Origin of the sequence: Wolbachia endosymbiont of Phyllotreta cruciferae, from assembly GCF_918697765.1 — a bacterium.
Classification (GTDB): domain Bacteria; phylum Pseudomonadota; class Alphaproteobacteria; order Rickettsiales; family Anaplasmataceae; genus Wolbachia; species Wolbachia pipientis.
The window spans coordinates 1,129,364-1,151,576 of the sequence record NZ_OU953855.1; the positions used below are offsets into that span (position 1 = coordinate 1,129,364).

20 protein-coding genes and 3 pseudogenes are annotated in these 22,213 nt (G+C 35.1%); 5 read left to right on the forward strand and 18 right to left on the reverse strand.

What is annotated here, in order from left to right:
- The first annotated feature begins 7 nt into the window (after nucleotides 1-7).
- The gene (locus NL281_RS05220) at nucleotides 8-1,096 is read left to right on the forward strand and encodes an IS481 family transposase (protein WP_253303703.1); all 1,089 of its coding nucleotides are present in this window, start codon (nucleotides 8-10) and stop codon (nucleotides 1,094-1,096) included.
- Nucleotides 1,097-1,106: 10 nt separating this feature from the next.
- On the opposite strand, the gene NL281_RS08470 is transcribed toward NL281_RS05220, so the two are convergent.
- The 3 genes from NL281_RS08470 to NL281_RS08475 all read right to left on the reverse strand — a co-directional run bounded on the left by NL281_RS08470 (nucleotide 1,107) and on the right by NL281_RS08475 (nucleotide 3,384).
- Nucleotides 1,107-1,238: a hypothetical protein gene (locus NL281_RS08470; RefSeq protein ID WP_256469360.1), complete on the reverse strand. Its 132-nt coding sequence runs from the start codon at nucleotides 1,236-1,238 to the stop codon at nucleotides 1,107-1,109.
- Nucleotides 1,235-3,022 (reverse strand): group II intron reverse transcriptase/maturase, encoded by a 1,788-nt coding sequence (ltrA, locus tag NL281_RS05225; RefSeq protein WP_253302976.1) that lies wholly within the window; start codon nucleotides 3,020-3,022, stop codon nucleotides 1,235-1,237. Before ltrA ends, NL281_RS08470 begins: the two co-directional genes overlap by 4 nt.
- 230 nt (nucleotides 3,023-3,252) lie before the next feature.
- Nucleotides 3,253-3,384: a hypothetical protein gene (locus tag NL281_RS08475; protein WP_256469361.1), complete on the reverse strand. Its 132-nt coding sequence runs from the start codon at nucleotides 3,382-3,384 to the stop codon at nucleotides 3,253-3,255.
- A gap of 256 nt (nucleotides 3,385-3,640) precedes the next feature.
- On the opposite strand from NL281_RS08475, the gene NL281_RS05230 reads away from it, so the two are divergent.
- Nucleotides 3,641-8,224, forward strand: a complete 4,584-nt coding sequence (locus tag NL281_RS05230) for an ankyrin repeat domain-containing protein (protein ID WP_253303066.1) — start codon at nucleotides 3,641-3,643, stop codon at nucleotides 8,222-8,224.
- Here NL281_RS05230 and NL281_RS05235 read toward each other — a convergent pair.
- Nucleotides 8,221-8,544 (reverse strand): annotated as a pseudogene (locus tag NL281_RS05235) (Rpn family recombination-promoting nuclease/putative transposase); the annotation flags it as partial. The gene NL281_RS05230 and the pseudogene NL281_RS05235 sit on opposite strands and share 4 nt — an antisense overlap.
- Nucleotide 8,545: 1 nt before the next feature.
- Between NL281_RS05235 and NL281_RS09255 the strand changes: the two are divergent.
- The 3 genes and pseudogenes from NL281_RS09255 to NL281_RS05245 form a co-directional block, all read left to right on the forward strand.
- Nucleotides 8,546-8,620: pseudogene (locus NL281_RS09255) on the forward strand (PAAR domain-containing protein); the annotation flags it as partial.
- A 2-nt stretch (nucleotides 8,621-8,622) separates the two neighbouring features.
- Nucleotides 8,623-8,784 (forward strand): annotated as a pseudogene (locus NL281_RS05240) (GPW/gp25 family protein); the annotation flags it as partial.
- A 66-nt stretch (nucleotides 8,785-8,850) separates the two neighbouring features.
- A protein-coding gene (locus tag NL281_RS05245; RefSeq protein WP_253303067.1) for an IS630 family transposase occupies nucleotides 8,851-9,728 on the forward strand; the annotation gives its coding sequence in 2 pieces (ribosomal slippage) (nucleotides 8,851-9,175 and nucleotides 9,175-9,728; 879 coding nt in all).
- A 223-nt stretch (nucleotides 9,729-9,951) separates the two neighbouring features.
- Here NL281_RS05245 and NL281_RS05250 read toward each other — a convergent pair.
- The 14 genes from NL281_RS05250 to NL281_RS05315 all read right to left on the reverse strand — a co-directional run bounded on the left by NL281_RS05250 (nucleotide 9,952) and on the right by NL281_RS05315 (nucleotide 22,173).
- The gene (locus NL281_RS05250; protein WP_253303068.1) at nucleotides 9,952-10,488 is read right to left on the reverse strand and encodes an ankyrin repeat domain-containing protein; all 537 of its coding nucleotides are present in this window, start codon (nucleotides 10,486-10,488) and stop codon (nucleotides 9,952-9,954) included.
- Nucleotides 10,489-10,540: 52 nt separating this feature from the next.
- The gene (locus tag NL281_RS05255; protein ID WP_253303069.1) at nucleotides 10,541-11,476 is read right to left on the reverse strand and encodes a phage late control D family protein; all 936 of its coding nucleotides are present in this window, start codon (nucleotides 11,474-11,476) and stop codon (nucleotides 10,541-10,543) included.
- On the reverse strand, nucleotides 11,477-11,686 hold the full coding sequence (locus tag NL281_RS05260) for a tail protein X (RefSeq protein ID WP_253303070.1): 210 nt from the start codon (nucleotides 11,684-11,686) through the stop codon (nucleotides 11,477-11,479).
- Nucleotides 11,683-12,039 (reverse strand): phage tail protein, encoded by a 357-nt coding sequence (locus NL281_RS05265; RefSeq protein ID WP_253303071.1) that lies wholly within the window; start codon nucleotides 12,037-12,039, stop codon nucleotides 11,683-11,685. The genes NL281_RS05260 and NL281_RS05265 overlap by 4 nt, the downstream gene beginning before the upstream one ends.
- Nucleotides 12,039-14,303: a phage tail tape measure protein gene (locus tag NL281_RS05270; RefSeq protein ID WP_253303072.1), complete on the reverse strand. Its 2,265-nt coding sequence runs from the start codon at nucleotides 14,301-14,303 to the stop codon at nucleotides 12,039-12,041. Before NL281_RS05270 ends, NL281_RS05265 begins: the two co-directional genes overlap by 1 nt.
- Nucleotides 14,304-14,418: 115 nt before the next feature.
- Nucleotides 14,419-14,673, reverse strand: coding sequence for a phage tail assembly protein (locus NL281_RS05275; RefSeq protein ID WP_019236447.1), 255 nt, complete (start codon nucleotides 14,671-14,673; stop codon nucleotides 14,419-14,421).
- Between the two features lie 88 nt (nucleotides 14,674-14,761).
- Nucleotides 14,762-15,268: a phage major tail tube protein gene (locus NL281_RS05280; protein WP_253303073.1), complete on the reverse strand. Its 507-nt coding sequence runs from the start codon at nucleotides 15,266-15,268 to the stop codon at nucleotides 14,762-14,764.
- 13 nt (nucleotides 15,269-15,281) lie between these two features.
- Complete coding sequence (locus tag NL281_RS05285) at nucleotides 15,282-16,301, reverse strand: IS110 family RNA-guided transposase (RefSeq protein WP_253303708.1); 1,020 nt, start codon at nucleotides 16,299-16,301, stop codon at nucleotides 15,282-15,284.
- 249 nt (nucleotides 16,302-16,550) lie between these two features.
- The gene (locus NL281_RS05290) at nucleotides 16,551-16,697 is read right to left on the reverse strand and encodes a hypothetical protein (protein ID WP_253303760.1); all 147 of its coding nucleotides are present in this window, start codon (nucleotides 16,695-16,697) and stop codon (nucleotides 16,551-16,553) included.
- Between the two features lie 10 nt (nucleotides 16,698-16,707).
- On the reverse strand, nucleotides 16,708-18,129 hold the full coding sequence (locus NL281_RS05295; protein WP_253303074.1) for a hypothetical protein: 1,422 nt from the start codon (nucleotides 18,127-18,129) through the stop codon (nucleotides 16,708-16,710).
- Nucleotides 18,126-18,320 carry a hypothetical protein gene (locus tag NL281_RS05300; RefSeq protein ID WP_065094988.1) on the reverse strand — a complete coding sequence of 65 codons (195 nt, stop codon included), beginning with the start codon at nucleotides 18,318-18,320 and terminating at the stop codon, nucleotides 18,126-18,128. The genes NL281_RS05295 and NL281_RS05300 overlap by 4 nt, the downstream gene beginning before the upstream one ends.
- 4 nt (nucleotides 18,321-18,324) lie before the next feature.
- Nucleotides 18,325-19,521, reverse strand: coding sequence for a hypothetical protein (locus NL281_RS05305; RefSeq protein ID WP_253303075.1), 1,197 nt, complete (start codon nucleotides 19,519-19,521; stop codon nucleotides 18,325-18,327).
- Between the two features lie 20 nt (nucleotides 19,522-19,541).
- Nucleotides 19,542-21,473 carry a DUF4815 domain-containing protein gene (locus NL281_RS05310; RefSeq protein ID WP_253303076.1) on the reverse strand — a complete coding sequence of 644 codons (1,932 nt, stop codon included), beginning with the start codon at nucleotides 21,471-21,473 and terminating at the stop codon, nucleotides 19,542-19,544.
- Between the two features lie 16 nt (nucleotides 21,474-21,489).
- Nucleotides 21,490-22,173, reverse strand: coding sequence for a hypothetical protein (locus tag NL281_RS05315; protein ID WP_253303077.1), 684 nt, complete (start codon nucleotides 22,171-22,173; stop codon nucleotides 21,490-21,492).
- Nucleotides 22,174-22,213: the final 40 nt, after the last annotated feature.

Consider the following 22,213-nt stretch of genomic DNA (forward strand, 5'->3'; position numbering starts at 1 on the left):
GTTAGAAATGAGTACAATACAAACAAAAATACTAAAACCAAAGCTAGGGTTATTAGAACTAGCAAAACAACTAGGAAATGTATCTCAAGCATGCAAAGTGATGGGATACTCAAGAGATACATTTTATCGATTCAAAGAGTTGTACGAAAATGGAGGAGAAGAAGCATTACATGAGATAAGTAAGAAAAAACCTCTATTAGCGAATAGAGTTTCCGACGATATAGAAAGAGCAGCGATTGGTATAGCAACAGAATTTCCAGCATATGGGCAAGAAAGAGCTGCAAATGAACTGAGAAAAAGAGGTATAATAATTTCTCAGGGAGGAGTGAGATCTATATGGCTGAGAAATGATCTTGAAACTTTCAAGAAAAGACTTAAAGCACTGGAAGCAAAAGTAGCTCAAGATGGAATTATATTAACCGAAGAGCAACTTGCAGCTTTAGAAAAAGTTAAAGAACAAAGAGAAGCACATGGTGAAATTGACACCGAACATTCAGGTTATTTGGGTTCTCAAGATACCTATTATGTAGGTAATATAAAAGGTATAGGAAGAATCTACCAGCAGACCTTCATTGATACTTATTCTCGAGTAGCATTTGCCAAGCTTTATACAGACAAAACGGCTATTACTGCTGCTGACTTGCTGAATGATAGAGTGATACCATTTTTTGATGAGCAAAATGTGCCATTATTGCGTATCCTTACAGACCGAGGAACAGAGTATTGTGGTAAGCCTGAAAATCACGCTTATCAGCTTTATTTGGGAATCGAAAATATCGATCATTCTAGGACCAAAGCCAATTCTCCACAGACTAATGGCATATGTGAAAGGTTTCATAGAACTATGCAAGATGAGTGTTACAATATTATCTTCAGAAAGAAAATCTACAATTCTTTGGAAGGTCTACAGATTGATGTTGATTATTGGTTGCGTTCTTACAATGAAACAAGACCGCATTCAGGTAAATATTGCTATGGTAAGACGCCTATGCAGACTTTTCTTGATAGCAAACATGTTGCTTTTCAGAAAAATATTAGTAGCATTACACAAGAGACTGATATTAGTTTTGACTACCTCAATTCTTCTGTCAGTTAATTCTTGTCTGTCAGATTAAGTCTTGTCTTTTACAACTAATTTGTTGTCTAAGTGAAGAAGGTCGCCCTTCCTCACTCGACTGCAAAACCGTACGTGAGACTTTGCGCCTCATACGGCTTCTCTCTAATTTGGTGCTTTTCATGCACACCTCCTGTGTAATTCATCGTGACAATGTCCATGTAACAAAGATAAGTTTGTGATCATATTGTTTCGTCTATTCCGGTCTTTGTGATGTATTTCTATTGTATCATCACTTTTAAACCATAGTCTACAATTATCGCATTTACTTTGTTGCAACCTCAATAATTTTATTACTCCTAGTGGCTTATCTGGTATTTTTCTCAGACGTTTACCCCAATATACCCAATCACCATCATATGGGGATCTGGTTTTTTGCACTTTGATATGTCGTTTAATAACATGATCGCTGTGTATAGTAAGACGTACCTTGTTACTTGTCATAAAGCGCCAGTTTTCGTTATTATACTTCTTAAAGTACTTTCTTTTTATCCAGCATCTCCCTTTGTTTGGGTGCCTAAAAACTGCCCACTTCCAGAGTTTTCTATGCATAATATTATCCAATGAGCTAAAGATTTTACATGAAACTACCGAGGAGTAATATTGACTCCATCCTCTGTTTATTGGATTGAGATCCTTTATCACACGTTCTTGTGGTGCTCCACGCATTTCTCTGAGTTTATGTTTAATAGCTAGTGTATGCTGTTTTATAGAATTACGACTTGGTTTGATTAATAACTTGTAACCTTTCTTACTTTCTTTTATTGGATATTGTCTTATTGAAAATCCAAGAAAATCAAATCCTGGTTTTGTTTCGTCAATGGTTCTTAATGTATGAGAAACTCTTGTTTTAGAGGGCTTTAATTTTAGTCCAATGGTTTCTAACCATTCTTCAACTAAAATTTTTGCTTTAAGAATAATCTCTTCGTTTTCATGTATGATGACAAAATCATCACAGTAGAAAATTACACTAATAGACTTTTGCGCGTTTCTATGCGATATCCTACCATATTTTCTTTTCATGCATTGAAAGAGTTCGTTTGTTAATGCTTTTTTGACATGTTGCTCTAATCCGTGTAATGCAACACAAGCTAGCAACGGTGAGATCGTCCCTCCTTGAATTGTACCACGTTTTGTGGATTGAAGCTTTCCATCTTCCATAACACCAGCTCCTAACCATCCTTTTATGATTTTCTTTAATGTTGGTGTGGTATTGAGCTTTTCAAGCAATTTATTATGGTTAATATTGTCAAAGCATCCAGAAATATCAGCATCTAATACATATGCTGTTTTCTGTTTTAGCACATCAAATATGGCTTCAATTGCATCATGACATGATCTACCAGGTCTAAAACCATAAGTGTTTGGCTCAAGTTTTGCCTCCCATTCTGGTTCTAAAGCCATTTTTACAAGTGTTTGTTTTGCTCGACACGATATAGTGGGTATACCAAGTGGGCGATGCTCCGATGGCTTACCAGATTTTGGAATCCAGACACGTCTTGATGGCTTTGCTTTTTCTTTTATATCTAAAGAATATGATAGTTGTAATCTTTCTTTTTGATTAAGGTTAGCTTTTCCATCAATACCTGCAGTCTTCTTCCCCCTATTGTCCTGTGTTACTTTCTTAACAGCGAGTGTTTTTGCACTTGTTGATTTGAGTAATAATCTCTGAAGATTATGCATCTTTTTGATATCATTACATTTAGAAGCTTGGTAAATTCGTTTTTGTAGCTTAAATGAAGATTTCTTTAGCTTGCGCCAAGGAATTCCATTCCATTCATACCTAACTTTTTGCTGGTCCATAACATATTCACTACTATTCACCACTTTACCTTCCAAATTAAAGTGTTTACGTCTGCATATCCCAGATATTACTTTGGGCATTAGCTTCTTAAACAATCCTTCCACATAGTAGCTTGTGGCTGGCTACTTACTTATATTTTAATGAATATAAGAGCTTCTATGTGGTTACTCTGTTCCATGGCTTCGTTTCACGTTAAACTTAGATTCCTACTATTTGCCGGAAGCTTGGAACATCAATAACTAAAGTCTTCAATCTTTAGTTCCCTTTTTGCTTCGTACCATTTTGGTCTATGCGTAGTTCAATCTCTTTTCGCATATTATGCTTTGACGACAATTCAAACATAGGTTTCTCTCGTAATCATATCTAACTCTGTTTGCAGGGATTCACCACGAGATTTAGTGTTACCTGCTTTTATCTCATGCTTGCATCCCAGAGGTTGCCACTCTTTGAAATGTGAGATATACATTATCCCTGATGTCTGGGAAGATGGAATTTAACCACCACAAAACCATGACCTTCCAGGTCGCACTGAAGAAGTTGTATCATATAGTCCATCTCGTGGAAAGAATACAGGTAACAGAAATCATGAAAGTTGTTCAAAGAATTTTTTTGATGAATTAACAATGATATTGGATGGAGGTAAGACTGATAAACAAGATAAAATCCAATCATTTATAAGTAGTAGACTTTCTCGTTATAAAGGTAATTGCTTTTATAGGCTATTGTTAGGAGAGTTTTTATTTGAAAATCAGGATCATGCTCAGATATCACAAAAATATCTTTTATTGCATCTAGATAGTCAAAGTATTGCATTTTTGTTAACCGCGGGTCAACGTGAAAAAGCCAAAACTACAGTTTTGAGTATCATAGACAAGAGCAGAGGCCCTGTGCCTAATATAAGCAGTTTTGCTATTGATTATAGAAATTTGCAAATTGTCAATTTAGAAATAGACCCTCGTAAAAGTCATCTACTTGATGGTATCAAGAAAGAAGATATTGAACAAGGTTATAAAATTAAGTTTATACCGATAAACGAAGAGGTTATTAGTTTTGATTTATTAAGAAAAGCTATAAAAGATGTAGGATCTAGAAAACAAGTAATTGATAATTTAAAGAATATAGTAAATTTCATTAATTATACATTTAACTTAGATAACGATAAAATAAAATTTTCTTTCATAAGAGATGAAAGCGATGCTAAAAATTTAGTAGATGGTTTACTGATGGGTAGTAAGCACGAAATACCATCCGACGATAAGATAATAAACGAAATTATAAGTAGTTTAGTTAAAAACAATATTCAAGCTAAAAGCAATAATATAAGAGACCATCGCCTACCTATTGCTGATAAAAGATCAGGAAAGAAGGATAAGAAGAAAGCAGAGTATTATGCCTACCTTTCTCGAGAGTACAGCATTTTTTCTTCTCAAGCTGATGTTCGAGGTGATCGAGCAACTTTTAATAGGTCAGCAATTCGTAAGAATAGGAAAAGACCTATCATAAATGAGGAGGATTATGGCTGTAATGCTCTTCATTTGGCTATCGCTAATGAGAAATTTGATGATGTTAAGAAGTTAGTAGAGGCTAATGATGGATATGTTAAAGGTCGAGATTTTTATGGTAATACTCCTCTACACTTTGCTGTTCAGGGAAAGAATTTAGAAATTCTTCAATTTTTAATGGATTATATTGGAAAACAAAATCACAAAGAAGATTATTTCGTAGATAAAAATTGTGATGGATGCACACCACTACACTTTGCTGCTAGAAGTGGTAATATAGAGGTTTTTAGTAAATTATTAAAGTTTGTAGGTGCAGAAGCAAAAGAAGGTTATGTTAAAATCAAAAACAATAAAGGTGAAACGCCTCTGCATTTTGCTGCTAGGAGTGGTAAAGCAGAAGTGGTTAGTAATTTATTAGAGTTTGTAGATGCAAAAGCAAAAGAAGGTTATGTTCAAAGCAAAGACAGTAAAGATGAAACACCACTACACTTTGCTGCTAAAAGTGGTAATGTAAAAGTTGTTGAGGAGTTATTAAAGTTTGTAAATGATAAAAAAGGGTATGTTAAGCATGAAAACAGTAATAAATGTACACTACTGCATTTTGCTGCTTGGGGTAGCAATGTAGAAGTTATTAATAAATTATTAAAATTTGTAGATAAAAAAGAAAGAAAAGGTTATGTTCAAAGCAAAAACAATAAAGGTGAAACACCACTACACTTTGCTGCTAAGAAGAATAATGTAGGAGTTATTCTGAGTTTAATAGGGTGTGTTACAGAAAGAGAGGGAAAAGAAAATTATGTTAAGTGTACAAACAAACTTTTATATACACCACTACACTTTGCTGCTAGGAGCGGTAATGTAAAAGCTGTTGAGAGGTTATTAGAGTATGTAAATGATAAAGAAGGGTATGTTAGAGCTGAAAACAATGAGAAAGAGACATCACTACACTTTGCTGCTAGAAGTGGTAATGTAGAAGTTATTAATAAATTATTAGAGTTTGTAGGTGCGGAAGCAAAAGAAGGTTATGTTCAAAGCAAAAACAATAAAGGTGAAACACCTCTGCACTTTGCTGCTAGAAGTAGTAATGTAGAAGTTATTAATAAATTATTAGAGTTTGTAGGTGCGGAAGCAAAAGAAGGTTATGTTCAAAGCAAAAACAATAAAGGTGAAACACCTCTGCACTTTGCTGCTAGGAGCGGTAATGTAAAAGCTGTTGAGAAGTTACTACAATTCGTTGGAGAAAATGAAAAAGAAAATTATATTGAATTTGCAAACAATGATAATAAGAATGCGCTGGACATTGCTATTTCCTGTGATAATTGTAAAGTTTTTTATGAGCTATTAAAATACATAAAGAATCCAGAACAAAAGCAGCATTATCTTGATCTTTTAGAAAAAGCAAGTGATTCTAAAAAGAGGAATATTCATAGTTCAGATAATTTACAAACAAAAGGCTGTGTTAAAAAAAGGAAGAAGCAGCGCAATAGTGAAGGTCTTACATCGCAGTATTCGAAAAAAAGACCACGTACAGTAAAATCTGATAGTCCTAGACAAGAAGTAAAAATAAAATCAAAAGTTGTACAAAATGTTAGCAGCGATAAATCGTATGAACAACAAGACTCAAATCGAGAAAGCGGCTCAGAGGAAAGTTGCTCACGGTCAAGTAGTCCAGATTCTCAAGAAGGGGAACAACTGACTTTAAATGATGTAGAATCAAATGGTGAAAATCAAGAGGCATTTTCTAGGTCATCTAGCACTAGTGATAAAAATGATAACAATCATTTATCAGAGGAAAGTGAATCACGGTCGAGTATTGATGCAAGAGATAATAATGGCTTGCAGAATGTTTTTTTGCAAGAAGGTGATAGTTATAATAAGTTAGGTGATAATTGTTGTAGTATAAATGATATAGCTAAGGGAGCTGAATGTTATGAAAAAGCTATAGAATATTATGAGAAAGCTAAAGCATTGGATAGTCAGAACACTAGTATTATTAAGGTTATAGGCAATAGTTATAATAAGTTAGGTGATAGTTATTGTAGTATAAATGATAAGGCTAAGGGAGCTGAATGTTATGAAAAAGCTATGAAATATCATGGAATGGCTATTGATTACTTAGGCGTTTGTAGTATTGATTCTCTTAATGATGCAGCTAGTATTAGTATGAAGCTATCTGATATCACTAAGTTTATGAATAAGAAAGATGAATATCGTGAAATATCTGAGAAAGATTATAAGAGGGTTGATGAATTGAAGATTTTAGAACGTTTAAGATTAGCTTGTGATTCTCGAAGTAGGGACTGGGATGCTATAAAACTCTTTATAGATAAGATCGATAATGTTAATAAATTACTCAACAATGAAGGTACTCTTCTTCATTTAGCTGCAACAGATGGTCAAAGAGAAATGGTAAAATATCTTTTAGAGAAGGGGGCTAATGTTACTTTTGGATCCAAAGGTGGAAGTACCCCTCTGCACAATGCTGCTCAAAAAGGTCACTTAGATATAGTAAGAATGCTCTTAGAGAGGAATGCTGCTGTTAACGCTGTGGATCGTTGTGGCAGAACTGCTCTACACCTTGCTGCTCAGGAAGGTCACCCAGATGTAGTAGAAATGCTCTTAAAGAAAGGAGCTCGTTCTTTTTTAGATCGGTATAATAATACACCATTGCAGTTAATTTCAAAGAGATTATCTCAAGATCCAGAAAATGATCGCCTTAAAGAAGTTCAAGGGTTTTTATCAAATTTTATAGAAAACTCAGATGAAAGTTCCTCAGTATTAAGTAGCTCAGGTTCTCAAGAAGTAGAACACACTGCTTCAAGTGATATTAGTGAAAAGAGCTTTGGTGATGAGAAGAGTGTTTGCAGTTCACCAGAACAAAATAGTGGTAGTTCATTGGAGCAAGCTAGTAATTCTAGCGAAAGAAATGACTTACAGAGTATCTCTTTGCAAGGGGATAATCATGATAATGATGAAGTTGCTGTTGCGTTAAAAGACCTAGAGCATGGTAGTGCTGGTAAGAGAAATGACATAGATGGTGGTGACGTACCACCAAAAAACAGTGACCTAGATTGCTTATTACCAGGTACTTTAAGCGATGAGTGGGCTAATTTTATTTCTTCGATGCAAGGGTCGTGTGGAATTGGTAACGCGTCACCACAAAGCATTGACCTAGACTTTCTTCCTTCAACTCCTAGTGTTTCTGATCTTTTTAAGTCCAGGTCAAGTAGTAATGATAGTGATAATTCCGCAGAACAGGAGAGTGCTAATGTTGGCAACGATGAATCGTATGAACAACAGGACTCAGATCGAGAAAGTGATCTAGAAGGTTGTACACGATTACATATTGCAGCAGCAGAGGGTAACAATGAGTTTGTTAAGACCTTATTGAAAAAAGGTGATGATGTTAATTCTAAAAATAAACACGGTCGGACACCATTACATAATGCAGCATTAGAGGGTCATAATGAGGTTGTTAAGACTTTATTAGAGAGAGGTGCTAGTATTGATTCTAAAGATGAAGACGGTTGTACACCATTACATAATGCAGCATTAGAGGGTCATAATGAGATTGTTAAGACTTTATTAGAGAGAGGTGCTAATGTAAACGCTCTAAACAACCGAAAGAATTCTCCTTTTATTTTAGCTGAGGAAAAAAGCAACCATGGAGTTATTGAAATTTTAAAAAATGAAAACGCTAGATTATGTCGTAATTATTGTGAAATTTTGGAAATGCAACCAGGAACTAACTTAAACGATGTAAGATCAGCTAATCAGATGAGAAGAAGATTACAATCCTTTTAAAGTTTTTTAATTTCGCTAATGGACAATCCAGTAAATTTGGCAATAGTATCAATATTCATTTTGTCAGCAAGCATTTCCCTAGCCACAGCAATTTTAGCCTGTTTTTCGCCCTCTTCCATGCCTTTTTCATGGCCGATTTGGATGCCTTCTTGTCTACCTTTATGAGTAGCATCATCGAGTTTTTGAGCAAGGACAGCCTGTTCATCAAGAATACGTTTTATTTCCTGTTCATAAGCGATAAATTCTTTTTCTGACCAGTTGAACCTATTTAGTTCTTCATATGCTCTTTTAATTATTAGATCACTTCCTATTATTCTCTGTGTAGGAAGAGTAGGAGATATAGTTTCATGTGGGTTTAAAGTAATAAAAGGCAGTGAAAGCGTCTTTGCAAAATAGAAATGAAGGGTATGGATGCTAAAACAGGAAAGACGTTAGAAGGAATAGAGCACTTAAAGCAGTCGATAATTGATATACTGACCACTCCAGTAAACAGTAGAATCATGAGGAGAGATTATGGGTCTAGGCTATTTGAATTAGTGGATAAACCAATCAGTAGAGATTTATAGCTCTTCCCATAATAGTGGGAACAGGATAAAATAAAGACTTAGGGCAATAAGAAGGTAAAAGTGCCAGCAGCGTACAGTTATGACTTAAGGAAAAAAGCCATTCAGGCATTAGATGAAGGAGAGAGTAAAACAGCAGTAGCAAAGAGGTTCAAAATCGGTAGAATAACATTGTACAAATGGGAAAAAAGGCGGAAAGAAACAGGAGATTTTCAATCGAAGAAACTGGGGAATAGAGGCTATAATCATAAAATCACCGATTGGAATGCATTTGCAGAATTTATAAAAAAATACGGCGCTAAAACACAATCGGAGGTAGCCAAACTCTGGGGCAATATAAGTCGTCAAACGATTCATAGAGCTCTAAAAAAAATTGGATTTACACGCAAAAAAAGACTTATGGATATAAAGAAAGAAACGAAGAAAAACGAGCTCAATTTTTGAAAATCATATCGGCAAAGTCCCCTAAAAATTTGGTATATATTGATGAATCTGGTATAGACAATACAGAAGATTACCCATATGGATATTGCAGAAAAGGAGAGAGATTTCATGCACTAAAATCAGGTAAGAAAACTCAGAGAGTTAGCATGATTGCAGCTTTAAATAAGGAAAAAATCGTTGCACCTATGACCTTCGAAGGCTATTGTGATACAGAGGTTTTTAATGGCTGGTTTGAGCAATTTCTTGCACCAATTTTACGGCCTGGACAAACCGTGATTTTGGATAATGCAACTTTTCATAAGTCTAAAAAGACTGTTGAATTTGCCAAAAGCATTGGTGTAGATATTCTGTATCTGCCGCCATATTCTCCAGATTTCAATAAAATTGAGCACCATTGGTTTGCTATCAAAAACAGAATCAGGAAAAACATTCCTCTTTTTAAATCTTTTCGCCAGGCTGTCGACTCTGCTTTTCTTCATTTGTTCCCACTATTATGAGAAAGGCTATACTAACACTTTTTCCATTAAACCATATTCAATAAGTTTATCGTGAAGTTGTACCCTTGAGTCTAACTTGGATAACCACCATATGATTGCTACGGTTTGGATTAATAACGTGATAATTACTGTAATTGGAACTTTTTGCTTTTTCATGTGAAAGTATTAATCTGTTATGGATAGTTTTGGAAGTTTATATAGAGATCATAGAAAACTTATAGCTTTAATGATTACTTTTTGTTGATTCGTATCGGTCCTCTGCTTCTGCAAGTAGCTTTATTATTTCTCTGTAAGGTTTATCTTTGTTGTGCCTTGATTCTATTACAGCTACATCCCGAGGGTTTTTTCCATCTGTATCTCTAATATTAGGATTAGCACCTCTTTCTAATAAGAACTTAACTATCTCTAAATTGCCTCCGTATGCGGCAGAATGTAATACTGTCCACCCTTTATATCTACCTGTATCATTTATATCAACTCCTTCATTCACTAGAAATTTTACTAATTCTAGACATTTTCCTTCTGCTGCACAATGTAGCACTGTTAATCTAGGAATTTGTGTGTTAATGCTCAATAGGTTCTTTACTGAAAACTTTACTACGTCTAGGTTACAATTTTCAGAAGCAATGCGTAAGATTGTTTTATAATTATCTGTAGCTTTAGATTTTTGATAGCAATATGTAATAATGACACATACCATTAATATTATAAACCATACAAAATGTATTTTTTCCTTTTCATTACATTTCAATTGACTCATATTCAGTAGTTTCTTTACATTGAATAGACTATATACTTATTTTTCCTTAACGTTACTTACTCAAAGATGCTGACAACATAGTAAGGTAACCTGAGCTATTTAAAGTATGCTCCGCTCTATTAACTATCCATTCACCATCTACTGCTTGATTGAAACCTATAAGATTAAGTTTAGCTTCTGCAAATAACTCTGGATTACCAGGCATAGTTATATCTAAAGTTTCATTGTTACGCTTCAATTGTTTCAACTTGGCATTTGCTGCACTCAGCGCTGACTCTGCATTAGAGTAAAGTTCCAGCATAATATAACTTGGCTCGCTACTACCAACTGTTTCTTTAATAGTTTCGCCCTTTTCATAGCTGTGCCATTTTGCTACTACTGAATTATACTTATCACGTACGGTAAAATGCACTTTCCAATTAATTGTGTCTTGAGGTCTAATAGTTGTTGTTCCTAAAGCTTTTCCTGTGGCTGATTTTGCCATATTCTTTGAAATAAACAATATATACCCACCAGCTAATTTTGCCATTGCTTCACGCTCTGTTGCGATCTTTGTTAACAGACTTATATCACTTTCATCTGCCTGATTAATATGGGGTATCAATACATTCTTAAATTCCTCAGCAACTTTATGTCCATATCCATGTTTTTGAGCTATTTCTTTCACTAAGTTTTCTATGGTAATTTGATGCCATTCTTTTGATACCTTTGCTTTTAAAGATATTCTTAAATTTGTTGCATGAGCTTTGATTAGTAGAGTCTTAGGTGGACCTTGTATCGTAATTTCGTTGACTGTATATATACCCATTGGAAAGATTCCCGTTTCCTTATAACCTAGTGCTATGTTCAATTCATTTGGAACTTCTACATTTTCATTGCCATAATCAACGAATACCTCTGCAACATCATCTATAGTACCAGATTCATCAGTAAGATGCACCGATATTACATGATCTTTTATTCCTTCAATGCTAAATTCAGGTTTCATTTATTCCCACACTTTTAACTTCGATTTTTTTAATTGCTTTTGTATTGTAGGTAACTTGATCTTTAATCCTGTAGGCAAAAAACTTCCATACTCTGCAAGACCAGGGTTTTCTTCTAATACTATTTCTACTGCTCCAGAGCTATATCCATAGTGCTTAAAACATATGTAATCTAACATTTCATTTTCTCGGGTTATATAATGTACTGTCATACATAACTCCTTAAACTTAAGCTAAATTCAACCTTTTTTGGTAATCCACAGGGAAAATACGACGTTTGCTTTTCTTCTAACCGCACAATAACAAATCTTCCCAAAACATTTCCTAATTTGTCTACTAAGATACTTGGTTCATGATTTTTCTCAGTTTCTTTCATACTTTTTAATTGATTTAAATCATTGAGATTATGGAAATAAATTATTCCTTCTAAGTCTATATTTTCTGTACCTTGGCCAATATTTTGTAATGAAGGTATTTTACCAATAGACTCAATTGTACTCCAACGATTTTCTTTACTATACCTTACACTTGTTGGAGAAAGCTTATGTTGACCAAGTGATAGCATTAGTAAATTGGTTCTATTGAATCAAATAAAACATCACGAGATTTTTCCCTTATTCTTTTTATTACTGCATCAGCAAGACTACGTACATCTTGGTTAGGTTCTGCTTTTATACTTATATTAAATGTAAAAGTTTGATTGAAAATTTTTTGTTCACACTTTTCACAGTCTTTTAAAACTTTCTCTGAATTATCTGCTACAGAACTTTTTTCTGTAATCACACTTTCAATATTCGTTCTACTATTCGAAATTCTACTAAAAGCATTATTATTCAATAAAGGATTTCCTTTACTAAAAACATTATTTTCACTAGTTGCACTGCCTATTTTTGCTTCTACTGGTTTCTCTAATGCTTTTATTGGACTATCATTAAAAAATTTTCCTATACCAATCCAATTTTCTATAGATTTTGTAATTGATTTCCAGAGACTTGAAAAAAAGTCCTTTACCTTTTGCCAATTAGCAATTACAAGCGCTGCACCAACTGATAGTCCAGCAATAGCAGCTCCTATAGGATTGGTTAGCGTTAAAGCTTTCAGTCCCATGATTACTGCTGGAATTACTCGCGCTGATAACGAAGTTAATACTGGCAAAAGTGTTCCCTGCAAAATAGCCTTAAAAGTTAGTATTCCACCTCCAGCCAATGCAAATGCATAACCAAAACCTACCACTGCAATCTTGCCAATAATAAGAGCTGAAATTATGCTCATAACTCCTGTAGTTAAAATTGGACATTTCTCTGCGAACCAAGCTATACCTGTAGATATTGACCTCAAAATCTTACTTATCCAATTTAAAGGAGGTAGCATAACTGACCCTAAGTTCATTCCTAGCTCTGCTATTGTATTTTTAAGTAGCTGCAAATTATTTGCTGTAGTACTTGCACGGTTATTAAATTCCTTTTGCATAGATTTATTATACTTTTCTTTATCAGCCACAAAATCTATTGCTTTTTTATATTCTTCCAAACTCCCAACTATCAATGCAATATCATCTTGATATTCTTGACCAAAGAGATTGAGAAGGATTTGTGAACGTTCCTGTCTATCTACTTTTTCTAAAATTTCAAAAAAATGAAGTAGAGCGTTTTGCCCGTTTTCAGCAACCTTTTGTGACATTTCCTTTGCAGTGATACCTATCGATTCCAATGCTGCTTTGAACTCTTTTCCTTGCCCTTCAGCAGTTTGAAGTTTAGAAAGCAGAGCATTGACAGCAGTTGCTGCTTTTTCAGGTTGTTTACCTAAACTAACGAAGGCATTTACTAAACTACTTGTCTGATTAATATCTAAACCAAATTGTTTTGCATTACCACCCACTCTAGCGAGTGCTTCAATCATATCGTTCGCCTTAGCTGCAGTATTATCTGATAGGTAATTTATAACATCACCAACTTCTTCCATCTTCTCTACTGCGATTCCATAAATGTTAGCGAGTTTGGCAATAGAATCACCAGCTTGTTCAGCAGACATGTCAAATGCTGTGGCCATTTTAGCTACTGTTGTGGTAAATTCAAGTAGCTTACCTTTGTTGATACCAAGCTGTCCACCACTTGCAGCTATTTGTGCTAACTCTGAAGCTGATAATGGTATTTCACGGGATAATTTCTTCAATTTTTGAGCAAATTCTTCGGCTTCATTTGTTCCATCCTTGAAATTTACTACCTTTTTAACATCAGCCATAGCACTTTCAAAGTCAATCGCAACTTTAATTGGTGCTGCAAGTGAAAGACCTAGTCCTATAGTTTCCATTACTTGTGATCTATAATGCGCTTTTTTTGCCAAAGCATTTCGCTGTTTTTGTATTACAGATCCTAATTTACTGTATTTTCCTTTTAGTACTTCAATAGATGAACCAAGTTTAGTTTGATCTCTCACTAAAGATTTGACATCCTTTCCACTTTTCCTGATTTCTTCATTTAATGTGTGAAGTGCATCTCTCTTTTTGATATAAGCCTCTTTTGCTTTTGATGCTGATGCTTTCAATTTTTCGAATTCATTTCTCAGTGCTTTGCTTGGCTCTTTTTTTTCCTTCTTCTCTTTAGCAATTGCTGCAGCTGATTCTTTTGCTTTTTTCTCCGCTTCCTTCCAATTCTTCATTGCTTCAAGGGCATCATAATTTAGTTGCTTAAATTTGGAAACAGATTTCATTGACGAATCAAGCTGCCTTATACTATCACCCAGCTTAGAAAGCTTTGCTGCACTACCTGTCATTGCATTATTAAAACTTCCATCTAACGTCGCACCTATTTTTATTGAAAGCATTGACATTTTTTTGCTACTCCTTTACTTATTTCTACCCATGATAAAAATTCATTTACATCCATATTAGTAATCTGCTCAATTCCACTTCCTGAAATAGAACTGAGTAGTAATACATTATACTTTAAGTTCTCTGTTCCAGCGGTGACAAAAAATCTTTTAGCACCTTTTGTATTTCTACATAATCTTTAATACATAAATCCTCAACTGCTTCTTTTGGCACGGATGTTAGATTAGCAATTAAAGCTACTTCTTTCAAGGCTTCTCCTTCTATACGTTCTATAGCAAGTAAATCTCTTACTTTAGGTTCGCGCATCGATAACTCTGAGACAGAAATTCCATCAACTGTAATTGGGTTGTTTAGTGTTATAGTTTTCATAAAATTCTCCTAAAAAATAAAATATTTTTACACTTTTAAAGTTATTTTAATATGCTTCTCCTTAAAAAATAAAATTTCAAATAAGTTTTCATATTCCTAAAACCGTTTGCAGCAAGGCCATTTGATCAACGCCATTTATCTTTCTTATCATATTTTCAGCATCGATCTCTATCAGCTCATTGCCACCTATGGTAAGTTTATAGTAATGAGCAGCTACAGTACACTTCAGCGTTGCTTTTTCAGCAGGTTTCCAGCTACCAAAATCAAATTCTTTGAATATGCCTCTAAGGTTGATAATTACTCCTTCAACCTCATTGCTACCACTACCTTGCATTCCTCCACGGAGCGTTAAAGATACTGAGTTTCCATCTATCAAGCCAAAAAGTCTAAATAGTTCTGAATCATACTCAGCGAAAGTAAAGTCTGCTTCAAGTTTCTCCATGCCCATATCAATATTTATTGGAATATCCATACCACCAGCACGATACTCTTCTATTTTTATGGTAAGTTTTGGTAGGGTAATTTCATCTATTTTTCCTGCATAGCCACGACCATCAACAAATACATTAAAATTCTTTAAAATCTTCGGTAACATTTTTCTCCTATGATTATTGTCCAGTAAAAATTTCAAATTTTGTAAAATCTTTAAAAACCCAGTTATTTTTAAGAGTGTAGAAAATAGTTATAAGAAATTTCCTAGCAGTAGCAGTTATAGCCTTAGCAGAACCACGCTTCTTTTTTATATGTTCATAAAAGCTTTTCAAGTAAGGACTGTAACGTACAGCAATCCAAGTACATTGAACTAAAGAAGTACGCGCTATTTTTGACCCTCGTTTGGTAATTCTTCCAATTGTACATTGCTGATTAGATTGAGAAACTCTTGGCACAACTCCAAAATATGCAGTAAGTTTCTCAGGTCTACGGAAATCATTAATGTCTCCAATTGTTACAATAAAAACAGCTGCAGAAATTGGACCTATTCCCTTTATGCTGATAAGATTGCTGAACCCAGGAAGTTGTTTAGCGAAAGCTATAATTTCCTTTTCAAGCTTTTTAAGGCTTTCTCGGATAGCTTCTAAATGATAGCTAATCACTTCAATTTCAACTTTTTCTAAAGGATCCCAATTATGCTTTTGAGTAGCACGTTCAAATCCTACTTTAGTTGTAAGTACTTCTTTTTTAATTTTTATTCCATGGTAATTAAAAAGACCATGAACTTTATTGATTAAAGATACCCGTGACTTTACTAACTGATCTCTCATTTGAAGAAGAGAAGCTAACTGCTGGCATTGTTTGTTTTTGCACCTTGCCTCAGGCAACATATCTTTGCTGAGAAAGAAAGCAATAGCTCGTGCATCATGCTTATCTGTTTTGTTCACAGAGCGACGAACAACTTCAAACTGCCCAGGAGCAATTATTACTATGCGTTTAACGTAAGGTGAAACTGCATCATAAAAGAAACAGCTGTTACCTGTTGCTTCTATGGCTACTTCATCTGTTTCTTGAAGATCTTTGGTGAAATTATCCAAGTCTTTTAAGCGAAACGTTTGAATATGCTCAGGTTTCCCTTCCTGTAAGTAACAAACAGTAAAACTATTGGTATGTAAATCAACTCCAATGTGACGCATATTTTTTCCTCCAATTGCATATTTCAATATATCAGAGTAGAATATTGCCGGTTGTTCCAAACTCCTATACGAGGTCATCACATTTTGTGAGCCTCACGATGATTTTCGGTGGCAGGGGCAGTTAATCTCCCCTACGAAGTCTTCTTTCTACTCCCTGAGCAGAAAGTGCTTCAGAAAAATATCCAACCTGCCACCTATCCACTCTGAGAAGTCATTATCTTCTCTTGCTTCCAACCAAGCAATACTTATTCATACCATCTCCCCTTCTGTTAGACAATAGCTTTTTTGCCAATCAAAATCTTCTGGTGCTTCATGCCAATCATTTCCAGTTGGCTTGTTTTCAAGTGTTGTTGTTTCAATCTGCTTGTGGTTTTCAAAACGTATATAAATAGTCATAAATTCCTCCTCATTGCCATATTTGATTAGTTCGTTCTAATCCTGGACATTGCCAAGCTTTTAGCGTTCTCTCCACATCTACTTCAAGTCCTGTAGTTAGAACATTGCTACGTATGTTATAAATCCCCCACTGAATAAATTGACCATAGTTATGTACATAATTTGATGCAAGCATACCTTGACTAACTTGTGTCCTGGAATACAGGTAAGATGATGTGTAAAGTAATATTGCAACTGTTTTTCCTGCTGGAATCTCCACATTACCAGATCCAGCTAACTTGCTATCAGAACTCGTGTATTGGTAAACATTTTTCCATATTATTCTTGAAATACTTGATTTATTAGAATTGGTATTATCTGGTGTTCCCACAAATAACCCTGCTCCCCCATACTCCGTACTCGAATACGATGATCCAACAAATTCTATTGCTTTATTTATGTTCACATTGGTTGTATTTTTTACAAATACTACTCCAAGTGCAGCATATGGGTAATAGTATATCTCATCATAACTACCCGAAAAGCTTTTTGTGCATAACTCTCCGTAAATAAATGTTCCTTTACTTCCCTCTATAAAACTTAGTTGTCTTGGCCGATAAAAACTAACGTAATCTGTATTGTACGTATGGCTACCTGCTAGTAGTTGTAACATATAGTCAGTTTTTGTTATATCACTACTCCACTTTCCAAGCTCTGTCGTAAAAGTTCCGTGGCCAAAATAATTATTTTTTCTGCCAAGTACACCAAATAAGAAAGGTAATGACCCTGGTTCAACCATGTTGCGCTTTCTTATTTCATTTATAAGAGACGCTTTTAACTGTTCATCCCGAGTTTTTACCTCATTAAGGATGTTTTCAATTCGAGTTTCTATTTCCCTAATAATTGATGAGCCACTTGGCACATCATTAACAGTACGGAAGTTATTCACTAAACCTTTAAGACCATCTTTATGATCATTGCCAACACTATTTATTGCTGCAATATTGGCATTCTTTCTCGTATCAAGTAGCGATAAATTTGTTGTTCCTTTTTCATCAATTCTCTTTAATAACTGCTTCTCTGATTCAGAGATCACTGCTAAAGAACTAGCTTTTTTATTATCCAGATCAGCTAAGTGTTTTTTTGCACTATCAAGAAGTTCTTTTAGCTTACCATCAGTCATCTGTACAATTTCAGAAACTGCACTTTTGTCGACTATTGATTCCAATGCTTTAGCAAGATATGCTAATTGATCTGGTGTACTGTTTGCTGCTAAATCCTTAAGCCTCTTTTGTAGTGAATCAATTATCTCTTTTACCTCAGTCATCTGCACAATGTCAGCAATAGCTTTTTTATCTGCTATCAATTCCAGCGATTTTGCAAGATATGCCAGTTGATCAGGTGTGCTGTTTGCTGCTAAATCCTTTATCCTTTGGTATATTGCTTCTTTCATTTCCAAAAATTTAAAAAAGTCTCAAAATTAAACCGCTCAAAATTACTCTTAAGTTGATTATGCTCATCTTCTCTTTCGGTAATATCTTCATCTATTTTCTCAATTGTGGTACGGATACGAACAACATCCTGCACAGCAATATTTTCTGGATGTGGTAGTGTATATCCTCGTTTGCTTTGGTCATTTGGCATTGATTTAAGTAATAATCACTCGCAAATTTTTGACTTTAGGACGATAGACAACTGTTCCACTTAAAACTAATTTTATCCTTGTCTCATTACCATTAAAGTTTGTTAGCACATGAGTTCTCTCTACCCAATTTTCCCCTATTGGTTTTCCCGAGGTTAAATTTACTAGCTGCCATTCTTTGACGCTTTTCTGCACATATGCTTTTACGTCTGCAGTGCCAGGTATTAGCGCATCATATGTTATGGTAATCTTAGTGTTAGCTCCTGCTGTAATGCTTCTTGTAACATAATCTCCTTTTTCCCCTATATTACCCATAACTAGCTGTAACCCAGGATAAAGAACTGGACTTTTTTCTCGCCCTCCTTTTAGGCTTGCTTTTACCGTTAGCTCTCCAGATAATCTTTCACGCAGTGCAAGTGGCAAATTATCAGACAAAAAGTTTTCTCTTCCCTCTTCATCTGTTAAGATAAATTCTACATTGGTATCAAATGCTACTTTTTCGACGTTCGTCAAAACAATTAAATCTGATACGTTATTTGCAGTAACTTTGCCCAGATCAATAACGTGAGAACTTTCGCTAAATTTTGCAGCTAGTAATCGAAACGTTAAATCTAAATTTTGATGTGGAGTCCACGTACTTGCATTGCTAGACGACAGTAATACTCCTACTTGATATGGCTGACTTGTTACCCAACGGCTATTTACTGCATCATATTTGCCAAGTTCTGCTATCTTTACTGCAGTACCAGGATCATCAGTAAGCAGTACTATTGCATGCTCCTCTCCTGCATGGCAAAACACTGGCGACCATTCTATACGTGTTGCTGTGCCATCTACTTTTATATCTTTCGGCTCAATATAGCTTTCAGCAATAACAGTCTGCGATGGCATTCCCACTGCTGTTTCTCTAATCTGCACAACAACACGTTTTTTGCCTTTATTTATAAACCATAGCTCCACGCCTCCTATGTGTCTGCTCTCATTTAGCGTAAATGTTTGCGCTAAAGGATCAACTCTTCTTGCTGCGATAACTCTTCTTCTTTCCTCTATGGTAATAGTTTTTTTACCAGTATAAGTTGCTTCTCCATAACTGCCTTTATCACCGAAGAACTGCACTAACTTAGTCCCAGCAGGAATGTTTCTTGGTACAGTAAATCTTCCTTTTATTTTTCCTCTGTTATCAGCAATAAATGTTGCGATCATGTTTTTCTTTCAAATATTTTCTATGCTTGAGGTTGAATAAAAATTCCATCAAACTTTAATTTCTTAAGCTTTTCACCAGTTGCAAAACCTTCAATCTCAAAATTTTGAGTTGCTTCTCTCATAAATTCAGTTTCGTATGAAGTACTTGACAGCAGCTCTGTCGTTTCTTTAACATTAAATACTCTTGTTACTAGACTTTTCCAATTCGTGGTAACCTCTGTCCAGTGGTCAATGTTTTTATTTAGAGTAATTTGCGCCGGGACTGGATCAAAAGCTTGATATGGATTGATCTTTTCTCCTTTAGTCTGTAAAAGCTGCTCCAGTACCGGTTCAAGTTCATATGGCAAAAGATATCTTTCCCCACCTTTTTCAATATCTGCAACTTCTACATCTATTGGCAGAACTAGCTCTCTATTTACTATTGCTGCAAGCTGCGAAATTCCTTGATCACGCATATCATCATCAAAGAATGGGTCAACAAATACTCCTTTTTTGGTGGTAGGTTCTCTTGAATTTGCATCACTGCGTAGACGTTCCTGTGCAACAAGAGCATAAAGATCATTTATTCCTTTTTTCATTGCTTCAAGCTCATTCATCGGTACAGCATGAATAGCATTATTCACTATTTTTACCCCTTCGCCTTTTTTCCACGTCTGATGAATATAGCAAAGCAGAAGTTGTCCGCTAGGTGCTTTAGGCATCGATGGTCGCCAAGGGTGAGAAATTCCTTTTATTCTTCTTACTACTCCTTTGCTATCGATAGTAATTAAATCAAAGCGGGGCATTTTCCAGGTATAATCAATCAAAACCAGACTATTATCAACTGCTCCTTTTACTTTACACCCCTCTTCACTTATATCTTCAGGACTTACATGAGTGCGACAGCGATAGGTTATCAGGTAACTACTTCCAGGAGCTGGTTCTTTACCTGGTAATGACCAATCAACGTTTCCTGCGTTTAATTTGTAATCTATACTATTTTCATAAATAACATTGCCTTGTTTAACTTGAATAATCTCAAGTACTGCAGAGTCAGGTATCGGATCAATAGCTCCAGAATATGAACCGTGAGTAACAGTAATAGTTTTCTGAACAGTTATATCTACTTTTTTAATTTCACTTATTGGAAAATCATTAACCTTCAGTTCCATTACTCTTTGGCTATTTGGCTGAAAAGTATGTGGTTCTGATTCAACTGATTTTATATCCGGATCTTCATCAAAAGAAACACGAATACTGTGAGGAAGTTCAATCTCATAGCCATCAACATGAGCTTTGCCCTCATTAATCACAAATATTTTTTTTCCTCCTTCTCCCTCTTCCTTTTGCAGGAACATTACTTCAAGACCATTTACGACGTAGGAACCATTGGCTTCTTTGTCATAACGAGCAAGCGCAGTAGTTACTATATTTGCTTGTGGTGGTGGTGAATGTTCTATCAATACTCCATTTTCAATATTGTAAATTGGGTAAAATTCTCCATTTACAGAAAAAGGGGAAGAAACACCTTCAGATTGATAACCCCAAATGGTAGAAACTTTAAGCCTTGCTGCGCCTACTTCCTGATAGTTTCTTGTACCAACTGCAGGATCACGAAGATTTTCGTCCTCAAGTTCTGTAATGGTAGATAGGGCGAAAAAAACACCGATGCGAACTGTGGTACTCAGTGGAATAATAAATTCTTCTTTTTCGACTTTTCTAACTGCTCCACGCAGATAGATTTTTCCTGATTCAAGCGTAACTTTACCAGTTTCTCTATCTATAATACAATTGCTTCCTGCTATAACATCACCATCACGGAATATTGCATCACCTATGCCTTTAAGCTTAGAGAGAGCATACTCCTGAGTTTCGTTTAATTCTGCTGATTGTAGACCTCTTCCTGCCAGGAACAAACTTTTTTCGTATTCTTTGTCAGGATTAAAGCGGTTATAATAGGCGTTTAAAGTCATTTAATGCTAGAAAAATTCAAAAAGTTACAACAAATGAAAAAGTTTCCCTGGTTGCTGCAGTTCTGATAAGTGGTACTGTATGTTCTAAAACTAACAAAATTCCAGGATTTTCCACGTCTTTTGGCTCGAAATATCTCTGTCCTTCAGGTAATCCTTCTTTTATTTTAGTACCAACCATAACCCCTAATTCCCGTATAACTTGATTTGCTGCGTCCGTGAAATCGAAAGTAAATTTAAGGTACAAGTTATTAGTTGGTACATTTAAGGGCCTAAACCTTCCAGAAGGAGTTATAAGTTCGCCATTTTCATCACCTGTGCAGAATAGCACTTCATCCGCAGTACGTCTGCCAAGTTCATTCAAGAGCTTTATAGAATTTATAGGTTCAGGTGGTGTGCTTTCAGTATACTGTACAGTAACTTTATCACTTACTGGAATAGAGCTATTTTCCGTACGTTTTATTAGACCAGTACTACTATCAACTGTATAGTCAACACTTGGCTGATAAGTTGTTTGTCCGATAAAAACTTTTACGTCTTTAATGGGATGGTGATCTAGGGCTATTTCATCCTCAACAAAAACTTTTTCGATTTGATGACTACTTTCCCAATTGGCATCACCACTGCCCCAAGCAAGATGTATTGGTTGCTCTTTTATGCTTGCTGCTATTGCTGCTCTTCCTGACTCTGTGAGTATTGACATTTCCCTTTTTACGCAGACCTATTACTTAATATATACATTT